23 protein-coding genes and 1 riboswitch are annotated in these 19653 nt (G+C 73.5%); of the genes, 19 read left to right on the top strand and 4 right to left on the bottom strand.

The window, feature by feature from the left end:
- The first annotated feature begins 44 nt into the window (after positions 1-44).
- The 13 genes from AC0OLQ_RS19795 to AC0OLQ_RS19735 all read left to right on the top strand — a co-directional run bounded on the left by AC0OLQ_RS19795 (position 45) and on the right by AC0OLQ_RS19735 (position 9694).
- Positions 45-515 carry a MarR family transcriptional regulator gene (locus AC0OLQ_RS19795; RefSeq protein ID WP_484527453.1) on the top strand — a complete coding sequence of 157 codons (471 nt, stop codon included), beginning with the start codon at positions 45-47 and terminating at the stop codon, positions 513-515.
- A gap of 315 nt (positions 516-830) precedes the next feature.
- Positions 831-1469 (top strand): cardiolipin synthase ClsA, encoded by a 639-nt coding sequence (gene clsA / locus AC0OLQ_RS19790; protein ID WP_484527452.1) that lies wholly within the window; start codon positions 831-833, stop codon positions 1467-1469.
- A complete protein-coding gene (locus tag AC0OLQ_RS19785) occupies positions 1466-2410 on the top strand; it encodes a DUF881 domain-containing protein (RefSeq protein WP_484527451.1) in 945 nt (314 codons plus the stop codon). Before clsA ends, AC0OLQ_RS19785 begins: the two co-directional genes overlap by 4 nt.
- Positions 2407-2739: a small basic family protein gene (locus AC0OLQ_RS19780; RefSeq protein ID WP_007071104.1), complete on the top strand. Its 333-nt coding sequence runs from the start codon at positions 2407-2409 to the stop codon at positions 2737-2739. The genes AC0OLQ_RS19785 and AC0OLQ_RS19780 overlap by 4 nt, the downstream gene beginning before the upstream one ends.
- A gap of 10 nt (positions 2740-2749) precedes the next feature.
- Positions 2750-3676 carry a DUF881 domain-containing protein gene (locus AC0OLQ_RS19775; protein ID WP_357343448.1) on the top strand — a complete coding sequence of 309 codons (927 nt, stop codon included), beginning with the start codon at positions 2750-2752 and terminating at the stop codon, positions 3674-3676.
- A gap of 57 nt (positions 3677-3733) precedes the next feature.
- Complete coding sequence (gene gcvH, locus AC0OLQ_RS19770) at positions 3734-4114, top strand: glycine cleavage system protein GcvH (protein ID WP_484527450.1); 381 nt, start codon at positions 3734-3736, stop codon at positions 4112-4114.
- A gap of 218 nt (positions 4115-4332) precedes the next feature.
- The gene (odhI, locus tag AC0OLQ_RS19765) at positions 4333-4785 is read left to right on the top strand and encodes an oxoglutarate dehydrogenase inhibitor Odhl (protein ID WP_007071101.1); all 453 of its coding nucleotides are present in this window, start codon (positions 4333-4335) and stop codon (positions 4783-4785) included.
- 50 nt (positions 4786-4835) lie between these two features.
- Entirely contained in the window at positions 4836-5537 is a 702-nt protein-coding gene (gene ftsR, locus AC0OLQ_RS19760) for a transcriptional regulator FtsR (protein WP_484527449.1), read from the top strand.
- Between the two features lie 215 nt (positions 5538-5752).
- The gene (locus tag AC0OLQ_RS19755; RefSeq protein WP_073833177.1) at positions 5753-6217 is read left to right on the top strand and encodes a bifunctional nuclease family protein; all 465 of its coding nucleotides are present in this window, start codon (positions 5753-5755) and stop codon (positions 6215-6217) included.
- 209 nt (positions 6218-6426) lie between these two features.
- Positions 6427-7005 carry a MerR family transcriptional regulator gene (locus AC0OLQ_RS19750; protein WP_484527448.1) on the top strand — a complete coding sequence of 193 codons (579 nt, stop codon included), beginning with the start codon at positions 6427-6429 and terminating at the stop codon, positions 7003-7005.
- Positions 7006-7458: 453 nt separating this feature from the next.
- A complete protein-coding gene (locus tag AC0OLQ_RS19745; RefSeq protein ID WP_484527447.1) occupies positions 7459-7848 on the top strand; it encodes a group I truncated hemoglobin in 390 nt (129 codons plus the stop codon).
- 2 nt (positions 7849-7850) lie between these two features.
- Positions 7851-9017: a globin domain-containing protein gene (locus AC0OLQ_RS19740; protein WP_484527446.1), complete on the top strand. Its 1167-nt coding sequence runs from the start codon at positions 7851-7853 to the stop codon at positions 9015-9017.
- Positions 9014-9694 carry a DivIVA domain-containing protein gene (locus AC0OLQ_RS19735; protein WP_484527445.1) on the top strand — a complete coding sequence of 227 codons (681 nt, stop codon included), beginning with the start codon at positions 9014-9016 and terminating at the stop codon, positions 9692-9694. Before AC0OLQ_RS19740 ends, AC0OLQ_RS19735 begins: the two co-directional genes overlap by 4 nt.
- 54 nt (positions 9695-9748) lie before the next feature.
- Here AC0OLQ_RS19735 and AC0OLQ_RS19730 read toward each other — a convergent pair whose 3' ends face one another.
- Complete coding sequence (locus AC0OLQ_RS19730; protein WP_484527444.1) at positions 9749-10543, bottom strand: MBL fold metallo-hydrolase; 795 nt, start codon at positions 10541-10543, stop codon at positions 9749-9751.
- 77 nt (positions 10544-10620) lie between these two features.
- Between AC0OLQ_RS19730 and AC0OLQ_RS19725 the strand changes: the two genes are divergently transcribed.
- Complete coding sequence (locus AC0OLQ_RS19725) at positions 10621-10974, top strand: winged helix-turn-helix transcriptional regulator (protein WP_484527443.1); 354 nt, start codon at positions 10621-10623, stop codon at positions 10972-10974.
- A 3-nt stretch (positions 10975-10977) separates the two neighbouring features.
- On the opposite strand, the gene AC0OLQ_RS19720 is transcribed toward AC0OLQ_RS19725, so the two are convergent.
- On the bottom strand, positions 10978-11634 hold the full coding sequence (locus tag AC0OLQ_RS19720) for an NAD(P)H-binding protein (RefSeq protein WP_484527442.1): 657 nt from the start codon (positions 11632-11634) through the stop codon (positions 10978-10980).
- Between the two features lie 124 nt (positions 11635-11758).
- On the opposite strand from AC0OLQ_RS19720, the gene AC0OLQ_RS19715 reads away from it, so the two are divergent.
- A complete protein-coding gene (locus AC0OLQ_RS19715; protein ID WP_484527441.1) occupies positions 11759-12607 on the top strand; it encodes an NAD-dependent protein deacetylase in 849 nt (282 codons plus the stop codon).
- Between the two features lie 66 nt (positions 12608-12673).
- Positions 12674-12772: riboswitch (glycine riboswitch) on the top strand.
- Between the two features lie 73 nt (positions 12773-12845).
- Positions 12846-15668, top strand: a complete 2823-nt coding sequence (gcvP, locus tag AC0OLQ_RS19710) for an aminomethyl-transferring glycine dehydrogenase (RefSeq protein ID WP_484527440.1) — start codon at positions 12846-12848, stop codon at positions 15666-15668.
- 95 nt (positions 15669-15763) lie between these two features.
- Here the strand turns inward: gcvP and AC0OLQ_RS19705 are convergent, their stop codons facing one another.
- On the bottom strand, positions 15764-15964 hold the full coding sequence (locus AC0OLQ_RS19705) for a DUF5999 family protein (protein WP_091258044.1): 201 nt from the start codon (positions 15962-15964) through the stop codon (positions 15764-15766).
- 123 nt (positions 15965-16087) lie between these two features.
- Here AC0OLQ_RS19705 and AC0OLQ_RS19700 point away from each other — a divergent pair, with 123 nt between their 5' ends.
- The gene (locus AC0OLQ_RS19700) at positions 16088-17284 is read left to right on the top strand and encodes a chorismate-binding protein (protein WP_484527439.1); all 1197 of its coding nucleotides are present in this window, start codon (positions 16088-16090) and stop codon (positions 17282-17284) included.
- Positions 17285-17298: 14 nt separating this feature from the next.
- Here AC0OLQ_RS19700 and pip read toward each other — a convergent pair whose 3' ends face one another.
- The gene (gene pip / locus AC0OLQ_RS19695; RefSeq protein WP_484527438.1) at positions 17299-18246 is read right to left on the bottom strand and encodes a prolyl aminopeptidase; all 948 of its coding nucleotides are present in this window, start codon (positions 18244-18246) and stop codon (positions 17299-17301) included.
- Positions 18247-18297: 51 nt separating this feature from the next.
- On the opposite strand from pip, the gene AC0OLQ_RS19690 reads away from it, so the two are divergent.
- Both AC0OLQ_RS19690 and AC0OLQ_RS19685 read left to right on the top strand, forming a co-directional pair.
- Positions 18298-18786 carry a MarR family winged helix-turn-helix transcriptional regulator gene (locus tag AC0OLQ_RS19690; RefSeq protein WP_484527437.1) on the top strand — a complete coding sequence of 163 codons (489 nt, stop codon included), beginning with the start codon at positions 18298-18300 and terminating at the stop codon, positions 18784-18786.
- Between the two features lie 77 nt (positions 18787-18863).
- The gene (locus tag AC0OLQ_RS19685; protein WP_484527436.1) at positions 18864-19652 is read left to right on the top strand and encodes a TetR/AcrR family transcriptional regulator; all 789 of its coding nucleotides are present in this window, start codon (positions 18864-18866) and stop codon (positions 19650-19652) included.
- The last annotated feature ends 1 nt before the right edge of the window (position 19653 follow it).

Below are 19653 nucleotides of genomic sequence, written 5' to 3'. Positions count from 1 at the left end.
ACCGGCGGAGCGAACACGAGCGGGACGATCGCAGGGGACAGCGGGTGGAGCGACCTCCGAATCTTGCCGCGGCCATCGATGCGGCGGCCGAGGCGCTCGTCGGTGTGCTCGACTCCGCCAGCTCCCGGCACAACGTCAGCGTCTCGCCGACGCAGTTGCGGGTGCTGTCGCTGATCATGGCGCATCCCGGCACCAACGTGAACCGGTTGGCCGAGCTGCTCGACGTGGTGCCCTCGTCGGCGAGCCGGCTCTGTGACCGGCTGGAGGCGGTCGGCCTGCTGCGCCGGGTGGCCGACCCCCGCGACCGGCGCGAGGTGCGCCTGGTCCCCACCGCCGCGGCGGAGACCCTGCTGCGCGAGCTGACGGAGCGGCGGCACCGCGCGGTCCAGGCGGTGCTGGACCGGATGCCCAACCGGGTGCAGCACGAACTCCTGCTGGCGCTGGTGGCGTTCGGCCAGGCCGCGTCGATGAACGCCCCGCAGGCTGGCTCCGACTCCACCGCCCGCACCGCCTGACCTCCTGACCTCCGTCCAGGGCACACCTGCGACAGGTCACTCAACTAGTGTCCTAGGATGCCCTACGGGTTGTGCGGCGCCGCACACAAAGCGGAGCTCCGCACCCGGACAGCGCGGGGGCCGGAGCCGGTCGAGGCAGCCCGATATAGTGGCAGCGCAACTGGCCGGCCCATGATCGACGCATCCTGGGCCGCAAGGGGGAGGTCCCAGCCCGGGATCGCAGAAGGGCGCCGGCGTCTGACCGGCCGGCAACGCGCACGTCCCTGCGACGGCCGATCACTCGGCCGTCGGACCGTGCTGCGAAGGGAGGGTTCGATGTCGCGTCGGCCGGCTCCATCGGAGCACCCGGCTCCCGGCGGTGCGGCGGTCGTGAGGGACCGTGTCCTCACCCTGCCGAACCTGATCAGCTTCGTCCGGCTCGTCGGTGTGCCGCTCTTCCTCTACCTGTTCCTCGTGGTCAAGGCCGACGTGGCCGCCATCGTGGTGCTGGCCATCGGCGGCACCAGCGACTGGGTCGACGGCTGGATCGCCCGCCGCCTGCAGCAGGTCAGCCGGCTGGGCGAGCTGCTCGATCCGCTCGCCGACCGGCTCTACATCCTGGCGACGCTGCTGGCCTTCACCGCCCGCGAGGTGGTGCCGTGGCAGTTCACCGGGGCGCTGCTGGCCCGCGAGCTGCTGCTGCTCGGGTCGCTGAGCGTGCTGCGCCGCTACGGCTACGGCCCCCCGCCGGTGCACTACGTGGGCAAGACCGCCACGTTCCTGCTGCTGGCCGCGTTCCCGATCCTGTTGCTGGCGTCCGCCGCCCCGGCCGTGGCCACCGCGGCCGGCGCGATCGGCTGGGGGCTGGCGTGGTGGGGCCTGGTCCTCTACTGGGTGGCCGGGGCCATGTACGTGGTGCAGGCCAACCGCCTGGTCCGGGCGATGCGCGCCCGGCGAGCGGGAGCGGCGGCGTGACCGCGGTGCCGCCTCGGGACAAGGGTCGTGACCCGTCCGCGCGGGTGTACGCGCCGGACTTCCTCACCGAGTTGTTCCGCAACCCGCTCGATCCCGGCTACGGCGACGCGGCGGCTCGGCGGGCGGCGGTGCCGCCGTCGCGGCTGCGGCGGGTGCTGGCCCGGCCGGTGAGCGTGGTGGTGCTGTTGGTGATCGGGTTCCTGTTCGCGGTGGCGTACCGGGAGACGGTGGCGGAGGAACCGGGCCGGGCGAAGGCGCGGGCCGGGCTGATCGCCGAGATCAAGCAGCGGGAGGCGGAGACGGACCGGTTGACCGCGCGGGCGGATCAGCTGCGCGAGGAGGTCGGTCGGCAGCGGGACGCGGCGTTGAGCGGCTCGCAGGCGTCCCGGCTGCGCAACCTGGAGGCGGGCACGGGCCTGGGCCGGGTGCGTGGTGACGGTGTGGTGGTGCGGCTGGCCGACGCGTCGGCCGACCGGGACGCGGTGACCGGCGCGGACGCGGGGCCGTCCCGGGTGTTGTACTCCGACCTGCAGAAGGTGGCGAACGCGCTGTGGGCGGCGGGCGCGGAGGCGGTGGCCATCAACGGGCAGCGGTTGACGGCGACGTCGACGATCCGCTCGGCGGGTGAGGCGATCCTGGTGGACTACCGGCCGGTGACGAGCCCGTACGAGGTGACGGCGATCGGGCCGGGGTCGATGCGGGACCGGTTCGACGACAGCCGTGCGGCGGAGTTGATGCGCGATGTGGAGCGGACGACGGGGTTGTCGTTCCGGGTGAAGGACGCGGACGGACTCACCCTGCCGGCGGCTCCGCAGCCGCGGCTACGCTACGCCGAGCCTTCGGTGAGTCCGAGCCCGTCGGGTTCGGGTGTCGCCGGTTCGACCAGTCCCGGGCCGTCCGGCTCGGGTACCTCTCCCAGCCCCTCCGGAGGTGGCCGATGATCGCGGTGCTGGCGTTGCTCGCCGGTGTGGTGCTCGGGGTGTATCTGGATCCCACGGTGCCCGCGGCGTTGCAGCCGTACCTGCCGATCGCCGTGGTGGCGGCGCTCGACGCCGTCTTCGGCGGGGTGCGGGCGAAGCTGGACCGGATCTTCGACGACAAGCAGTTCGTGGTGTCGTTCATCTCGAACGTGCTGGTGGCGGGTCTGATCGTCTACCTAGGTGACCAGTTGGGGGTGGGCGGTCAGTTGTCCACCGGTGTGGTGGTCGTGCTCGGGGTGCGCATCTTCGGAAACGTGGCGGCGATCCGCCGGCACCTGTTCCGGGCGTAGGTTTGTGGCGATGAGCGAGGAGCACAGGGAGACGGGCACGGGTTGGCCGCAGCCGGCGGAGCCGGCGCGGCCGTCGGGTCCGGCCGGTGAGCCGGATCCGCGCCCGGACGCGCCCGATCCGGACGAGTTGAGCCCGTTGGCGCCGGCCGGGCCGGAGGAGCCGGCGGAGCAGGAGGGCGTGCCGTCGCCGGCTGAGGAGCCCGGGGCGTCCGCGGCGGAGGCGAAGCCGGTGCCGGTGTCGCGGCGGTTGACGTCGGCGGGCGCGATGATCGCGGTGTTGCTGGCGTTGCTGGGGTTCACGCTGGTGGTGCAGCTGAAGACGACGTCGGCGGATCCGACGCTGGCCGCGACGCGGGAGGAGGACCTGGTCCGGATCTCGTCGGATCTGGATTCGCGGGAGCGGCGGCTGCGGCAGGACATCGAGGCGTTGGAGGAGAGCCAGCGGCAGCTGCGTTCGGGTGAGCAGGGTCGGCAGGCGGCGCTGGAGGAGGCGACGCGGCGGGCGGATGAGCTGGGCATCCTGGCGGGCACGTTGCCGGCGGTGGGGCCGGGCCTGTCGGTGCGGTTCGAGGGGCCGGACAAGGCGATCTCGTCGGCGCGGATCCTGGACGCGGTGCAGGAGCTGCGGGGCGCGGGCGCGGAGGCGATGCAGATCGCGGGTGCGGGCGGGACGGCGGTGCGGATCATCGCGTCGACGTATTTCGTGGACGCGCCGGGTGGTGGCCTGGTGGTGGACGGGCGGCGGTTGACCGGCCCGTACGTGATCTCGGTGATCGGTGATCCGGCGACGCTGCGTACGGCGTTGAACATTCCCGGCGGGGTGGTCGCATCGGTGGAGGAGGCCGGCGGTAACGTGACGCCGGTGGACAGTGAGGCTGTGGAGGTTTCGCAGCTGCACGCGCCGATCAAGCTGGAACACGCCCGGCCGGTTTCCTGACCGGTCGCGGCCGCGCCGGTTTTCCCCCCGGTGCACCGATGACGAAGGACGCAGCTGGTGATTCCTGAGGATCTGCGGTACACCGCCGAGCACGAGTGGGTGGCTGGTGGGGACGGCGCTGCCGTCCGGGTCGGTATCACGCACTTCGCGCAGGATGCCCTGGGTGACATCGTGTTCGTCCAGTTGCCGGACGAGGGCGCGGTGGTGGCGGCGGGTGAGTCGCTGGGTGAGATCGAGTCGACGAAGAGCGTGTCGGAGATCTACGCGCCGTTGAGCGGCACGGTGGCGGCGCGCAACGAGGCGTTGGCTGACACCCCTGAGGTGATCAACACGGATCCGTACGGTGCGGGGTGGCTGGTGGAGATCACTCCGGATGATCCGTCGGCGGTCGAGGGTTTGTTGACCGCTGGTGCGTACCGCGAGCTCACTGAGAGCTGAGTTCGTGTGTTCCGGGCGGCGGGGTAGGCTCCGCGCGTCCGGTTGCCCTGTTTTTCGGCGCTGGCTAGGCTCGCCCAGTTGACCGAGACCCAATAGTTTGAGCGTTGCGGAATGCGCCTTCCCGGGCACCGGGGAGCCAGCCGCCGGGTGTGTTTCGGCCCGGCGGCCAGACCCGCCATTACCCGACGCCGACCGAACAGATCCGTGAGGTGGTCCCCATGACGCGCCCAGACGACGAGTTCCCCCCGCTCGACGTCACTTCGACGCTCAATCTCGGTTCGCTCGACGAAGTGCTGGAGGGCCCGGACACCGATGTGGTGCCGAGCCGGATGTCCGGTTCGTTGCCGCCGGGTATGGCGCTGCTGGTGGTTCGCCGGGGTCCGAACGCGGGCGCCCGGTTCCTGTTGGACCACGACGTGACGACGAGCGGCCGGCACCCGGACAGTGACATCTTCCTCGACGATGTGACGGTGTCGCGGCGGCACGCCGAGTTCCACCGGGACGGTGGCACGTTCACGGTGCGGGACGTGGGCAGCCTGAACGGCACCTACGTGAACCGGGAGCGGGTCGAGGCGGCGACGCTGAGCAACGGTGACGAGGTGCAGATCGGTAAGTTCCGGGTGGTGTTCATCGCCGGTCCGCGTCCGGAGGAGGAGGCCGGCCGGGGGTGAACGGGCCTGCGGCTTCGACGTCGCCCGGGGAGGCGCGGGGGACTCCGCTGATGAGCATCGGCGAGGTGCTGGCGCAGTTGCGGGTGGAGTTTCCGGACGTCACGATCTCGAAGTTGCGGTTCCTGGAGGCCGAGGGCCTGGTGGAGCCGGAGCGGACGCCGGCGGGGTACCGGAAGTACAGCTGGGACGACGTGGCGCGGTTGCGGTTCGTGTTGACCGCGCAGCGGGATCAGTACCTGCCGTTGCGGGTGATCCGGGACCAGTTGGCGGAGTGGGACTCGTCGGGTGCGGCGTCGGGTCGGCAGCGGCCGAACCTGGTGGCGGTCGGTCCCGGTGGTGAGGTGCCGGGTCGTGAGGTGGCGGAGTCCGCCGAGTCGCCGGAGGTGCGGCTGGGCCGGGCGGAGCTGATCTCGCGGAGCGGGATCGACGAGTCGACGTTGGCCGAGTTGGAGCGGCTCGGTGTGCTGGTGCCGGATTCGCCGGGGTGGTACGACGCGGATGCGTTGATCATCGCGCGGGCGGTGGCGGGGCTGGCGGCGTACGGGTTGGAGCCGCGGCACCTGCGGGCGTACCGGACGGCGGCGGATCGGGAGGTCGGTCTGTTCGCACAGTTGGTGGCGCCGTTGGCGCGGCAGTCGGATCCGGCGGCGCGGGCCCGTGCGGCGGAGACGGCGCGGGAGTTGCTGGCGTTGTCGCAGCAGTTGCACGCGGCGTTGGTGCGGGTGGGGCTGCGGTCGACGTTGGGTCGGTGAGGTTGGTTCGGGCCGGGTGTCGTGGGGGCGCCCGGCCTTCGCCGTGGGTGGGGCTCGGAAAGATCTGCGCCGGGAAGCGTGTCGTAGGCTTGCCGGGGTAACCCTTTCCGGTGAGGCGTGGTGCACGTAGCGCATGGGACTCCCGTGTCGCGGTCCGTGTACCGTGCAGGGAAGGGCGCGGTGCGGGCGTAGGTGACAACGACACGGAGGCGGCGGTGCGCGAGCTGAGCGTGGTCGGAGTTCGGGTGGAGCTGCCCAGCAACCAGCCGATCGTCCTGCTGCGGGAGGTCGAGGGGGACCGCTATCTGCCGATCTGGATCGGCGCGGTCGAGGCGACGGCGATCGCCTACGAGCAGCAGGGGGTCAAGCCGGCGCGGCCGTTGACGCATGATCTGCTGCGCGACGTGCTGGCGGCGCTGCAGGCGCCGTTGCGGGCGGTGGAGATCACCGAGTTGAAGGAGAACGTCTTCTACGCCGATCTGTTGATCGGTGACGGCGTTCGGGTGTCGGCGCGGCCGAGCGATTCCATCGCGTTGGCGTTGCGGGTCGGTGCGCCGATTCGTTGTGCCGAGCAGGTCCTCTCCGAGGCGGGGATCGTGATCCCGGACGAGCAGGAGGACGAGGTGGAGAAGTTCCGGGAGTTCCTGGAGCAGGTGCGTCCGGAGGACTTCGCGGGCTGAGGTGCCCGGCCGGTGGGCCGGTGGTGACGCGGCGGCGGTTGTCACGGTGGGTGGCGGCTGGCCGCCGTCGGTGATCTTCCGGGTGGCGGTGCGGCGTGTCGCGGTGTCTCCTGCGGGGTGACGTCGGGTGCCGGCGCTAGGGTTGCGGTGTCGAGGGGTGCGCGTACGGGGAGACGACGTGTCACCGCACGGGCGGGGAGGTTGTCCGGATGCACGAGCCGCGAGATCCTGGTGCGAGTACGGAGCAGCAGCCTGATCCGGTCGTTGACGGTGAGGTGGGCTATCGGGGTGTGACCGCGTGTCACGCGGTGGGCATCAGTTACCGGCAGTTGGACTACTGGGCCCGGACGGGTCTGGTGGTGCCGAGCGTGCGGGACGCGTCGGGGTCGGGGACGTCCCGGTTGTACTCCTTCCGCGACCTGGTGGTGTTGAAGGTCGTGAAGCGGCTGTTGGACGCCGGGGTGTCGTTGCAGAACATCCGGAAGGCCATCGACGCGCTGCGGTCGCGTGGGGTGGAGGACCTGGCGGGCATCACGTTGATCTCGGACGGGACGACGGTGTACGAGTGCCGGTCGCCGGAGGAGGTCGTGGACCTGTTGCAGGGCGGCCAGGGGGTGTTCGGCATCGCGATCGGCGGGGCGTTCAAGGAAATCCAGGGTTCGCTGTCGCAGCTGCCGGCGGAGCCGGTGGGTGGGCAGCCGGAGCCGGCCGCCCCGCCGGCGGAGCCGGATTCGGAGTCGGTGGGTGACGAGTTGGCGGCGCGGCGGGCGCGCCGTCGGGCGGGCTGACCGGCCCGGTCGCTTTAGGGGTCCGCGCCACGCCCAAAACGGGTACGGCGCGGTCCCTTTTTTGATCACGGGGCGTGTCGGTCGACAGATCGGGTGGAAGCCGGCCCACGGGACCGTTTCCTCCGGCCGGGAGAGCGGCTGTGACGTGCGCAAACGCTCTCGGCGAGTCGTCGGCCGCCCGGTGTCCGAAGTGGACTCCCGCGGGTGTGGTGTGGCACGCAGCGTGGCGGTGTGGTCGCGGGACGCGAGGGTTCGGGCGGGTTGGTTGACTGTCCGTGATCGACGGTTGTCGGGAATCGGATAGGGCAGGGCTGAAGCGTTTCGGCGGGCACGCTATGGTCCGACACGGTCGCTTGCGCGTGGCCGTTCGGTGGAGCCGGTGCGACGCGTGCGGGCTGCCGGTTGCCCCTCCGCGGCGCTACCCGCGTGACCCCCTCCCGGGAAGGAACCACCATGACGGTGACCGAAGAGACCACCCCGATCTCGCACTACGAGCGCATCGGCGGTGCGGCCGCGGTGAAGGCCGCGGTGGAGCTGTTCTACGACAAGGTGCTGGCCGACCCGGACCTGGCCGGTTACTTCACCGCGGTGAACATGTCCGAGCAGCGGCGGCACCTGGCGCTGATGCTGGCGGTGGTGCTCGGCGGCCCGAACGAGTACGCCGGTCGCGGCCTGGCCGAGGCGCACCAGCCGCTGAACATCCCGGCGGCGCACTACGCGAAGGTCGGTGAGCACCTGATCGCGACGCTGTCGGAGCTGGGCGTGCCGGGCGATGTGATCGCCGACGTGCACGTCGTGCTGGGCCAGGTCAAGGACCAGGTTGTCTCAGCGGGGAACGCCTGAGCGTGGACGCGGCACGGCTCAAGCAGAGCTGGTCCCTGGTCGCCGCGCACGGCGACCAGGTGCCGCTCTACTTCTACTCGACGCTGTTCCTGGCGCACCCGGAGACCCGGCAGATGTTCCCCACGAACATGGCCGGGCAGCGGGACCGCCTGGTCAACGCGCTGGGGCACATCGTGTCCCACGTGGACCAGGTGGACCGGCTGGTCGGGTTCCTCCAGGACCTCGGCGCGGACCACCGCAAGTTCGCGGTGCGCGCCGAGCACTATCCGGCGGTCGGTGAGGCGCTGCTGGCGACGCTGCGGCACTTCTCCGGCGAGGCGTGGACCGACGAGCTGGCCGCCGACTGGGCGGCCGCGTACGGGCTGGTCGCGCAGGTGATGATGGACTCGGCGCAGGCGGCGGAGACGAAGTCCCCGCCGTGGTGGGTGGCCGAGATCCTCGGCCATGAGCGGCGCACGTTCGACGTGGCGGTGCTGACGGTGCGCCCGCAGTACCTGCTGCCGTTCACCCCGGGTCAGTCGATCGGGGTGTCGCACCCGGCGGTGCGGTCGTGGCGCTACTACTCCCCGGCGAACGCTCCCCGCCCGGACGGGACGCTGGAGTTGCACGTGCGGGCCGCGCCGGGTGGTGCGGTGTCGTCGCGGCTGGTGTACGGGTGCGCGGTGGGCGACCAGCTCCACCTGGCCGCGCCGGTGGGCGACCGGTTGACGTTGTGGCCGGCCGGGTCCTCGGATCTGCTGCTGCTGGCCGGTGGCACCGGCTGGGCGCCGGTGAAGTCCCTGCTGGAGCAGGTCGCGACGGAGGGTGTGGACCGCCGGGTGGACCTGTACGTGGGGGCCCGGTCCCGGTTGGAGTTCTACGACAGCGAGGCGATCGACAAGTTCGCCGCCTCGTACCCGTGGCTGCGGGTGACGTACGTGCCGGCGTCGGACCCGCGCCGGCCGGGTGAGTTCGTGCAGGTGGCGGACCAGGTCCTGGCCGACGGTAACTGGCGCTCCCGGCACGTGTACGTGTGCGGCTCCGACGAGATGGTGAGCCATTCGGTGGCCGCGCTGACCGGGGCGGGCTACCAGCCGGGTCAGCTGCACCACGAGGGTTTCGGCAAGCACTGGTACGGGCCGGCCTTGCGGACGGCGACCGCCCCTGACGATTCCGGAGGTGTCCGGTGAGCGCGACCCCGATCAGCAGGTACGAAGGTCAGGTGACCGGTGGGGTGCAGGTGCGCCTCACCGCCGACCGGGTCCGCCGGTGGGAGTTCGGGTCGGCGTCGTTCACCCGCCGCGGCTACGACCACACCGACGTGGACCGCTTCCGGGTGCAGGTGGCCGACGAGCTGGACCTGCTGGCCACCCAGCTGGCGAACCTGCGGGCGGAGAACGAGCGGCTCAACGACCACCTGGAGCTGCACCGGCACGGGGTGATCCCGAGCGCCGACAACGCGGCGGCGGTGCCCGCGGCGAAGGAGGTGAACCTGCTGTCGGCGGCGCAGCGGGAGGCCGAGCAGATCATCGCGCAGGCCCACGACTACGCCCGCCGCGTGGCCGAGTACGCCCGGATGCAGTACGAGAGCTACATGCAGGCCGCGGCGGAGGAGGCGAAGCAGGAGGCCGAGCGGGCGGTGACGGAGTACCGCAGCAACGCCGGGGTGAACTTCGACGACTCGGTGGCCACCCGGGAGGCGCTGCGGATCTTCGGCGAGATGATGATCTCGCACATGCAGGCGGCGGCGCGGCACCTCGACGACGGCAGCGAGCAGCTGTCGCGGACGATGGAGCGGATCGCCCGGGAGGTGCGGCCGGTCGGCGGTGGGCAGCCGCTGGTGGCGCTGCCCCGCCACCAGCGCTGAGCGACGGTCCGGCCCCCCGGGTGGCCCGGTGGGTCGGACCGTCACCGGCGGGTGTCAGCCGGTCGGCGCGACGGTGACCGGTCGGCCGGGCGCCGCGCCGAGCAGCCGGTGCGCCAGGCCGTGGCGGGCGAACGCGGCGGCCACGTCGGCGGGCCCCTCGGTGAAGTGGCTCCACCCGTCGTCGTGGACGACCACGACCGGGCAGTCGCTGAGCAGGCGGGCGGCCCGTACGGCCTGTTCGGCGGTGAAGGAGAGGGTGGCCGGCCCGAACGGGGCGAGCCGGGCGGCGCCGGCGTGCAGGACGGCCAGACCGATGGGGCCGCCGGCCGCCACCTCGGCGGCGGTGTCCAGGTCGACGGTGTCGCCGCTGACCCAGACGGCCGGTGGGCGCGCGGCTCCGGCGGGTGAGGACGGGCGGACGAGGAAGCCGGTCACCTCGCCCAGCGCGGCGTCGAGCGGGCCGGGACCGTGCGCCGCCCGGGTGGCGGTGACGGTGACCCGGCCGGCGACCTCGACGTGCGCGCCGGGCGGCAGGCCGACGGCGGCGCCGCCGAGCCGGCCGGCCGCCGCCGGGGTGGTGAGCACGCACGGGGCGTCGGCGAGCAGCGCCAGGCCCGCCCGGTCGAGGTTGTCGGGGTGCTGGTCGTGGCTGAGCAGCACCGCGTCGACCGCGCCGAGCGCCGCGGCCGGCAGCGCCGGACCGCGCTGCTTGGTGAGCGTGCCGCCGGGCAGCGGATAGCGGGTGCCGGGCGGGTCGAAGGTGGGGTCGGTGAGCAGCCGGACTCCGGCGACCTCGAGCAGGACGGTCGGTCCGCCGAGGACGGTGACGGTGACGACGGGGGTGCGCATGCTTGCCTCCTGACGGTCGGGACGGTCAGGCTGGCACCGGCGGGTGGGTTTCCTTCAAGTAACCACGGGGGGCGGGAGTGGACGCCACGGACTGGCGGTCGCCGGAACTCGTCGCGGGCGACTGCCCGCTGTCGCGGACCCTGGACATCGTGGGTGGCCGCTGGAACGCGATGATCATCCGCGAGTTGCTGGACGGCCCGAAACGGTTCACGCAGCTGCGCGCCGGGCTGGGTCCGGTGACCGCGAAGGTGCTCACCGAGCGGCTGCGGCTGCTGGCCGACTACGACATCGTGTGGCGCGACGAGCAGCCGGGTGTGCCGCCCCGGGTCGCGTACGCGCTGACCCCGCGTGGGGAGTCGCTGCGTCCGGTCCTGGCCGCGCTGTGGCGGTGGGGGGTGCGGGACGAGGCGAGCTGGGCGGCCGCCGGTTGACGGTCAGCCGGCGGCGGCGCGGACCGCCTCACCGATCGGGGTGTCCCCGCCGACCAGTTCGAGGGTGAGCCCGACGGCGGCCGGGGCGGACAGCAGGGCGAGCAGGACCCGGGCCACGTCGGCGCGGGTCACCGCACCGGGCTCGACGTGCCGGGCCAGGGTGATCCGGCCGACCGGTGCGTCGTCGGTGAGCCGGCCGGGGCGCAGCACGGTCACGTCGAGGTCCCGTCCGGTGACGTCGTCCTCGGCGGCCTTCTTCGCCCGCAGGTACGCCGCCCACACCTCGTCGGTGCCGGCCCTCGGGGGCCGGTCCACGCCCATCGAGGAGACCAGCAGGTAGCGGCGGACCCCGGCGCGTTGCGCGGCGTCGGCGAGCAGCACGGCGGCGGCCCGGTCGACGGTGTCCTTGCGGGCCGTGCCGCTGCCCGGGCCCGCCCCGGCGGCGAAGACCACCGCGTCGGCGCCGGACAGGTGCCCGGCGACGGTGTCGACGTCGGTGTGCTCCAGGTCGCAGACGACCGGTTCGGCGCCGGCGGCGCGCAGCGCGGCGGCGTGCTCGGGGTTGCGGATCAACCCGACGGCCGTGTCGCCGCGCCCGGCGAGTTCCCGCTCCAGCAGCTTGGCGATCTTCCCGTGGCCCCCGGCGATGACGACGCGCATGCCCTCAACCTAGCCCCGCGGCCCCTGACCGGGCGGATCCCGGCCGGAACGGGAGCCGGGAACGTCACCCGCGGCGGCGGGGGTGGTGCTCGCCGTGCGGCGGCGGGCGAGGCAGCATGGACGGGTGACCGAGACGTTCGACGCGTTGACCCGGCTGGTGGGCGCCGGGGACGTGGTGGTGCTCAGCGGCGCCGGCCTGTCCACCGAGTCGGGCATCCCGGACTACCGGGGGCCCAGCGGCGCCGCCCGCCGACACACCCCGATGACCTACCAGGCGTTCACCCGCGACCCGGACGCGCGGCGGCGCTACTGGGCGCGCAGCCACCTCGGCTGGCGGATGATCGCCCGGGCCGCCCCCAACGACGGGCACCGGGCGGTGGCCCGGCTGCAACGCGCCGGCCTGCTCGGCGGCATCATCACCCAGAACGTCGACGGCCTGCACACCGCCGCCGGCGCCACCGGCGTGATCGAGTTGCACGGCCGCCTCGACGAGGTGACCTGCCTGGACTGCGGCAACCTGACCTCCCGCGACGAGTTGGACCGGCGGCTGACCGAGGCCAACCCCGGTTTCGACGCGCGCGTCGCGCACGTCAACCCCGACGGCGACGTGGACCTGCCCGACGAGGCGGTGGCCCGGTTCCGCACCGTCGACTGCGGTATCTGCGGCGCCGGCATGCTCAAACCCGACGTGGTGTTCTTCGGCGAGACGGTGCCCGCGCCCCGGGTCGCCGACTGTTTCGCCCACGTCGAGCGGGCCCGGGCGCTGCTGGTGCTCGGCTCCTCCCTGACCGTCATGTCGGGGCGCCGGTTCGTGCTGCGCGCGGCGAAGCTCGGCATCCCGGTGGCCATCGTCAACCAGGGCCCCACCCGCGGCGACGGGCACGCCAGCGTCACCCTCGACGCGCCGCTGGGCGCGACGCTGACCGCCCTGGCCGACCGGGTCGCCGCCGGGCCGGTCCCCGCCGCCGTGTGATCGACGCCCGGGCGGGGTACGACGTGAGCCGGAAACATGGTCGCTGGTAGCGTTGACCATGCCGGTACCACCCACGTGGGAGAGACCGCCCGGGAACCACCCGGACGGCGCCGAAGGGGCAGATTCTCCCCGGAACCTCTCAGGCAAAAGGACCACGTGGGCAGGCGCTGTGGAGCGCGTCAGCGCGACTCAGGGGGAGGCCGACCCGTCGACCTCGCCCCCGCAAGGAGCGCAGCGCATGACCGCAGAGCAGTTCGCCGACCGGCACATCGGCCCCGGCCCGGACGACGAGCGCCGGATGCTGGAGACCGTCGGTCACAGCTCCATCGACGAGCTGATGGACGCCGCGATCCCCGAGGTGATCCGCTGGCACGGCGCCCTGGGCCTGCCCGCACCGGCCAGTGAGCGGGAGGCGATCGGTGAGCTGCGTGCGCTGGCCGCCCGCAACACCGTCGCCGTGTCGATGATCGGGCTGGGCTACCACGGCACGCACACCCCGGCGGTGATCCGCCGCAACGTGCTGGAGAACCCGGCCTGGTACACCGCGTACACGCCGTACCAGCCGGAGATCAGCCAGGGCCGGCTGGAGGCGCTGCTGAACTTCCAGACCATGGTCACCGACCTGACCGGGCTGGCCACCGCGAACGCCTCGATGCTCGACGAGGGCACCGCCGCGGCCGAGGCGATGACCCTCGCCCGCCGCGCGTCGAAGAGCAGGAGCCCGGTGTACGTGGTCGACGCCGACACCCTGCCGCAGACCATTGCGGTGATCACCAGCCGCGCCGAGCCGCTCGGCATCGACGTGCGGGTGCTCGACGTCGAGCGCGACGAGCTGCCCGGGGAGTTCTTCGGCCTGCACCTGCAGTACCCGGGGGCGTCCGGGGCGGTCCGCGACCACAGCCCGCTGGTCGAGGCCGCGCACGCCGTCGGGGCGCTGGTGACGGTCGCCGCGGACCTGCTGGCGCTGACCCTGCTGCGCCCGCCCGGTGAGATCGCCGCCGACATCGCCGCCGGCACCACCCAGCGCTTCGGCGTGCCGATGGGCTTCGGCGGCCCGCACGCCGGCTACCTGGCCGTCCGCTCCGGGCTGGAGCGGATGCTGCCCGGCCGGCTCGTCGGGGTGTCCAAGGACGCCGACGGCAATCCGGCCTACCGGCTGGCGTTGCAGACCCGCGAGCAGCACATCCGCCGGGAGAAGGCGACCAGCAACATCTGCACCGCCCAGGTGCTCCTGGCGGTGATGGCCGGCATGTACGCCGTCTACCACGGCCCGGACGGGCTGCGGGCCATCGCCCGGCGTACCCATGAGGCGGCGGCGCGGCTCGCGGCCGGGCTGCGCGCCGGCGGCGTCCAGGTCGCGGACGTCGCGTTCTTCGACACCGTCACCGCGACCGTGCCCGGGCGGGCCGCCGAGGTGGTGGCCGCCGCCGCGCGGCGCAACGTGAACCTGCGGCTGGTCGACGCCGACCGGGTCGGTATCTCCTGCGACGAGACGACCACGGCCGCGCACCTGGCGCAGGTGTGGGCGGCGTTCGGCGTGGCCGGGGTGGACGGCGAGGTGGACGCGGAGCTGCCGGCGGAGTTCCGGCGCGGCAGCGACTTCCTCACCCACCCGGTGTTCCGCACCCACCACTCGGAGACGGCGATGCTGCGCTACCTGCGTCGGCTGTCGGACTTCGACTACGCCCTGGACCGGGGGATGATCCCGCTGGGCTCCTGCACGATGAAGTTGAACGCCACCACCGAGATGGAGCCGGTCACCTGGCCGGAGTTCGCGCACCTGCACCCGTTCGCCCCGGCGGAGCAGACCGCCGGCTACCGGGAGCTGATCGCCCAGCTGGAGGCGTGGCTGGCCGAGGTCACCGGCTACGACGCGGTCAGCGTGCAGCCCAACGCCGGGTCGCAGGGGGAGCTGGCCGGGCTGCTGGCCATCCGGGCCTACCACCGTCAGCGCGGGGAGGGGCACCGCGACGTGTGCCTGATCCCGTCGTCGGCGCACGGCACCAACGCCGCGTCCGCGGTGATGGCCGGCATGCGGGTGGTGGTGGTCGGCTGCGACGCCGACGGCAACGTCGACCTGGTCGACCTCGACGCGAAGATTGACAAGCACCGGGACGCGCTGGCCGCGATCATGGTGACCTACCCGTCGACGCACGGGGTGTACGAGACGGGCATCGCGCAGCTGTGCGCGAAGGTGCACGACGCCGGCGGCCAGGTGTACGTCGACGGCGCGAACCTCAACGCCCTGGTCGGCTTCGCGAAGCCGGGGCGGTTCGGGGCGGACGTGTCGCACCTGAACCTGCACAAGACGTTCTGCATCCCGCACGGCGGCGGTGGCCCCGGGGTGGGCCCGGTGGCGGTGCGGGCGCACCTGGCGCCGTTCCTGCCCGGCGACCCGCTCGGCGCGCACACCGACGGCCGGCCGGCGATCTCCGCGGCGAACCACGGGTCGGCGGGGATCCTGCCGATCCCGTGGGCGTACCTGCGGATGATGGGCGCCGAGGGGCTGACCCGGGCCACCGGTGTGGCGGTCCTCGCGGCGAACTACGTGGCGGCGCGGCTGCGGCACGACTACCCGGTGCTGTACGCCGGCAACAAGGGCCTGGTGGCGCACGAGTGCATCCTGGACCTGCGGCCGCTGACCAAGGCCACCGGAGTCACCGTCGACGACGTGGCGAAGCGGCTGATCGACTATGGCTTCCACGCGCCGACGATGTCGTTCCCGGTGGCCGGGACGCTGATGGTGGAGCCGACCGAGAGCGAGGACCTGGCCGAGCTGGACCGGTTCTGCGACGCGATGATCGCCATCCGCGCGGAGATCGACAAGGTCGGCTCGGGGGAGTGGCCGGCGGGGGACAACCCCCTTGCCAACGCGCCGCACACCGCGGCGATGGTCTCCGGTGACGAGTGGCCCCACCCGTACCCGCGGTCGGTGGGCGCGTACCCGGCCGGGGTGGACCGGGCGGGGAAGTACTGGCCGCCGGTGCGGCGGATCGACGGCGCGTACGGCGACCGGAACCTGGTCTGCTCGTGCCCCGCGCCGGAGGCGTTCGAGAACTGAAGGCGCAGCGCGCCGGGGCGGTGCACTGCCGCCGCCCCGGCCGGCGCGTCGACCGGTGGGGCCAACGCGTACGCTCCCTGACGGAGCGTGATCGTTCAGGCGACGAGGGCGTGCCGGGCGGGGCCGCGGTGCGGGGCGATGGTGCTGCCGTCGGGGAGCAGCTCACCGGTGTCCTCGAAGACGATGACACCGTTGCAGAGCAGGCTCCAGCCCTGCTCAGGGAAGCAGGCGATGACGCGTGCGGCTTCGCGATCGGTCGCCTCGGCGGAGGGGCAGGTGGGTAGGTGCTGGCACATCGGGTTCTCCGGACTGTGGGGGCACTGTGTCATGGTTCACATGACCAGTGACGCACAGTACCAAGCGCAAGTGCGCGCTATCGAGCAAGGATGCGGCTTGTTCACCCGAAATCGGCTGAACGGATGAGGTGGAACGAACCGGACGGCGTGGAAGCGCTCCCAAAGATGGGAGTCGACGTGCCCGGAGCCCCGCCCGAGTGCCGGGACCGGCTCGTGGAACGGGCCCGGCTGGAATGGTGGCTCGCCGACGGCGGCGACCCGGCCACGCTCGCCCAGGATTTCCTCGCCGCGCACGGCGTCGCCCTGGCCGACCTGGCCCGGCCGGCCGTCCACGACCCGGACGGACCCTGCGGCGCCGCCCTGTTCCTGTCCACCGCGGCCGGGGCCCGGGCCGCCGGCGGCGCGGCGGGCGCCCCCACCCCGCTGCCGGCGCTGCCGGACCTGGTCGTGGTGGTCTACGGCCACGGCGACCGGCCGGCCCCACACCTGGGCGCCGGGCGGGCCGGCGGCTGGTGGCTGGGGCAGTGGCGGGACAGCTGGACCCGCGCCGCGCACGCGCAGGCCGTGACGGCGGTCCGGGGCGCCATCGGGCGCGGCGACGTCTACCAGGTCAACCTGGTCGGCCACGCCGCCGCCGGGTACGCCGGGGACCCGCTGCCCGCCCTGGCGCGGCTGGCCGCGCTGCCCGGCGCCCGCTACGGCGGCACCCTGTCCGGGCTGGGCTGGGCGATCGGCTGCGCCTCCCCGGAAACCCTCGTCGCCGTCGAACACGGCCGCCTGGTCACCCGGCCGATCAAGGGCACCCGCCCGGCCACCCCGGCCGGCCGGCGCGAGCTGCTCGCCTCGGCGAAGGAACGCGCCGAGCACGTGATGATCGTCGACCTGGAACGCAACGACCTGGCCAGGGTGGCCCGCACCGGCTCGGTGCGGGTGGACGAGCTGTTCGCCGTACGCCAGTGGTGCGACCTGTGGCAGGCCGAGTCGACGGTGTCCGCGGCGCCCGCCGACGGGCTGGGCCTGGCCGACCTGCTGCGCGCGGTCTGCCCCGGCGGGTCGGTGACCGGCGCCCCGAAGCTCGCCGCGCTGGATGAGATCGCGGCCCTGGAGCCGGTGGGCCGCGGCGCGAGCATGGGCGCGCTCGGCTGGGTCGGGGCGGGCCGGATCGATCTGGGGTTGACCATCCGCACCGCCGCGGCCGACGCCGAACGGCTGCACCTGTGGGCCGGCGGCGGCATCACCTGGGGCAGCGACCCGGCCGCCGAGGTCGCCGAGGCGGCCGCGAAGGCCGCCCCGGTCCGCGCCCTGCTCGCCGCCGGCTGAACGGCCGCCGGGGGTCAGGCGCGGGCGAAGGCGTCCAGGGCGGCGACCACCCGCTCGCCCACCCCGTGGCCGCTGCCGTGGCCGCCGGACTCGACGATCTCCAGCCGGGCGTCGGGCCAGTCCCGGGTGAGCTGCCAGGCGATGTCCGGCGGGCCGCTGACGTCCAGGCGGCCCTGCACCAGCACGCCCGGGATGCCGGCGAGCTTGCCGGCGTCGCGCACCAGCTGCCCGTCGGGCAGGAACCCCAGCTTGCTGAAGTAGTGGGTGACCAGCCGGGTGAAGCCGGCCCGGAACACCGGGTCGGCGTAGCGAGGGCTGGGCTGGTAGCCGCCGGCCAGGGACACGTGCACGTCCTCCCAGGCGCACCAGTCCCGGGCGGCCCGGTCGCGCACCCGCGGGTCCGGGTCGTTGACCAGCCGGGCGTACGCGGCGGACAGGTCGCCGTCCCGGTCGGCCGGGGGCACGCCGTCGCGGAACCGGGCCCACTCCTCGGGGAAGATCCGGCCCATGTCCCGGGTCACCCAGTCGATCTCGCGGCGGGTGTTGGCGACCACGCTGAACAGCACCAGCGCGGTGACCCGGTCGGGGTGGCGCTGGGCGTAGGCCAGGGACAGCGACGATCCCCAGGAGGCGCCGCAGAGCAGCCACCGGTCGACGCCCAGGTGCGCGCGCAGCCGTTCCATGTCGGCCAGCAGGTGGGCGGTGGTGTTGACCGACAGGTCGGTGGCCGGGTCACTGGCCGGCGGGGTGCTGCGGCCGCAGCCGCGCTGGTCGAACAGGATGATCCGGTAGGCGGCCGGGTCGAACAGCTGCCGCCAGGAGGCGCCGGCGCCGGAGCCGGGGCCGCCGTGCACCACCAGGGCGGGCCGGCCGTCGGGGTTGCCGCAGGTCTCCCAGTGGATCCGCTGGCCGTCGCCGACGTCGAGCCGGCCCTGCGCGTACGGCTCGATCGGTGGATACATCGGCTTGCCCTCCCACGGCCCGGATACAACAGCACTGTTACATTAGCGGACGTGACCGCCCCTGACCGCGAGGCCCTCGGCACCCTGCTGCGCCACGTCCTGGAGATGCTCGACGGCGACGTCGCCGCCGTCTACGCCGACCTCGACCTGGCCGACTACCGGCCGCGCTACTCACCGCTGGTGCGGGCGCTGGTCGCCGACGGGCCCCTGGCGATCCGCGACCTGGCCGCCCGGGTCGGCGTCACCCACTCCGCGGCCAGCCAGACCGTCGCCCAGATGGCCCGCGCCGGCCTCGTCGTCCTCGCCCCCGGCGCGGACGCCCGGCAGCGCATCGTCACCCTCACCGACCGGGCGCACGCGCTGCTGCCGGCGATCGAGGCCGAGTGGGCGGCCACCACCACCGCCATGAAACGGCTCGACGACGAACTGCCCGTACCCCTGGCCGACGAGCTGAACGCGGTGCTCGCCGCGCTGCGCCGCCGCCCGCTGCGCGACCGGATCGCCGACACCGGCCTGACGCCCACCCGCCCGCCGGCCTGACCCGGGCGCCCACCCGGCGGCGGAGGCGCGCAGCCCGCCGTACCTCCGGCGAGAAGGTGGGTCGGTACAGTCGGCGGGTGGCCACCGAGTACAGCGGCACCGGGGACCCGGCGCGCAGCCTCGCGCTGCTCTGGCGTACCCGGGACAAGCCCAGCCGCAAGGGCGGCGACCTCTCCGTGGAGCGGATCGTGCGGGCGGCCATCGAGGTCGCCGACGCCGAGGGGCTGGGCGCGCTGTCCATGCGGCGGGTCGCCGAGCGGCTCGGGGTGGGCACCATGACCCTCTACACCCACGTGCCCGGCAAGGGTGAACTGCTCGACGTCATGCTCGACACCGTCTACGGCGAGACCGCCCGCCCCGATCGGGTGCCGGGCGGCTGGCGGGGCCGGCTGGCGCAGATCGCCCGGGAGAACTTCGCCCTCTACCTGCGCCACCCGTGGCTGCTGCAGGTCGCCACCACCCGGCCGCCGCTGGGCCCCAACCTGATCGCCAAGTACGAGTACGAGCTGCGCGCCGTCGACGGGATCGGCCTGACCGACCTGGAGATGGACGCCGTGGTCACCCTGATCACCGGCTACGTGCACGGCGCGGCCCGTCCCGCCGTGGAGGCCGCCCAGGCCAGCCGGCAGACCGGGATGACCGAGCAGCAGTGGTGGCACGCGCACGCCCCGTACCTGGAGAAGGTGCTCGACCCGGGCCGGTTCCCCCTCGCGGCCCGGGTGGGCGCCGCCGCCGGGCAGGAGTACCAGGCCGCCGGGGACCAGGCCGGGGCCTTCGAGTTCGGGCTGGCCCGCCTGCTCGACGGCATCGAGGTCCTGGTCCGCGACCGGGCGGGTGCGGCACCCGCCGGGGTAACGGGCCGATAGC

It is taken from the genome of Micromonospora sp. Utrum1 (genome assembly GCF_057197805.1).
The sequence above is the reverse complement of the archived record's forward strand: the minus strand, read 5'-3'. Positions and strand labels throughout refer to the sequence as shown.

Excerpts from the sequence above, each read along its gene's own strand:
- gcvP (WP_484527440.1), top strand. The coding sequence starts at position 12,846 with ATGACCGCAGAGCAGTTCGCCGACCGGCACATCGGCCCCGGCCCGGAC.
- AC0OLQ_RS19745 (WP_484527447.1), top strand. The coding sequence starts at position 7,459 with ATGACGGTGACCGAAGAGACCACCCCGATCTCGCACTACGAGCGCATC.
- AC0OLQ_RS19750 (WP_484527448.1), top strand. The coding sequence starts at position 6,427 with ATGCACGAGCCGCGAGATCCTGGTGCGAGTACGGAGCAGCAGCCTGAT.
- clsA (WP_484527452.1), top strand. The coding sequence starts at position 831 with ATGTCGCGTCGGCCGGCTCCATCGGAGCACCCGGCTCCCGGCGGTGCG.
- odhI (WP_007071101.1), top strand. The coding sequence starts at position 4,333 with ATGACGCGCCCAGACGACGAGTTCCCCCCGCTCGACGTCACTTCGACG.
- AC0OLQ_RS19700 (WP_484527439.1), top strand. The coding sequence starts at position 16,088 with ATGAGGTGGAACGAACCGGACGGCGTGGAAGCGCTCCCAAAGATGGGA.
- AC0OLQ_RS19780 (WP_007071104.1), top strand. The coding sequence starts at position 2,407 with ATGATCGCGGTGCTGGCGTTGCTCGCCGGTGTGGTGCTCGGGGTGTAT.
- ftsR (WP_484527449.1), top strand. The coding sequence starts at position 4,836 with ATGAGCATCGGCGAGGTGCTGGCGCAGTTGCGGGTGGAGTTTCCGGAC.
- AC0OLQ_RS19705 (WP_091258044.1), bottom strand. The coding sequence starts at position 15,964 with ATGTGCCAGCACCTACCCACCTGCCCCTCCGCCGAGGCGACCGATCGC.
- pip (WP_484527438.1), bottom strand. The coding sequence starts at position 18,246 with ATGTATCCACCGATCGAGCCGTACGCGCAGGGCCGGCTCGACGTCGGC.
- AC0OLQ_RS19775 (WP_357343448.1), top strand. The coding sequence starts at position 2,750 with ATGAGCGAGGAGCACAGGGAGACGGGCACGGGTTGGCCGCAGCCGGCG.
- AC0OLQ_RS19730 (WP_484527444.1), bottom strand. The coding sequence starts at position 10,543 with ATGCGCACCCCCGTCGTCACCGTCACCGTCCTCGGCGGACCGACCGTC.
- AC0OLQ_RS19720 (WP_484527442.1), bottom strand. The coding sequence starts at position 11,634 with ATGCGCGTCGTCATCGCCGGGGGCCACGGGAAGATCGCCAAGCTGCTG.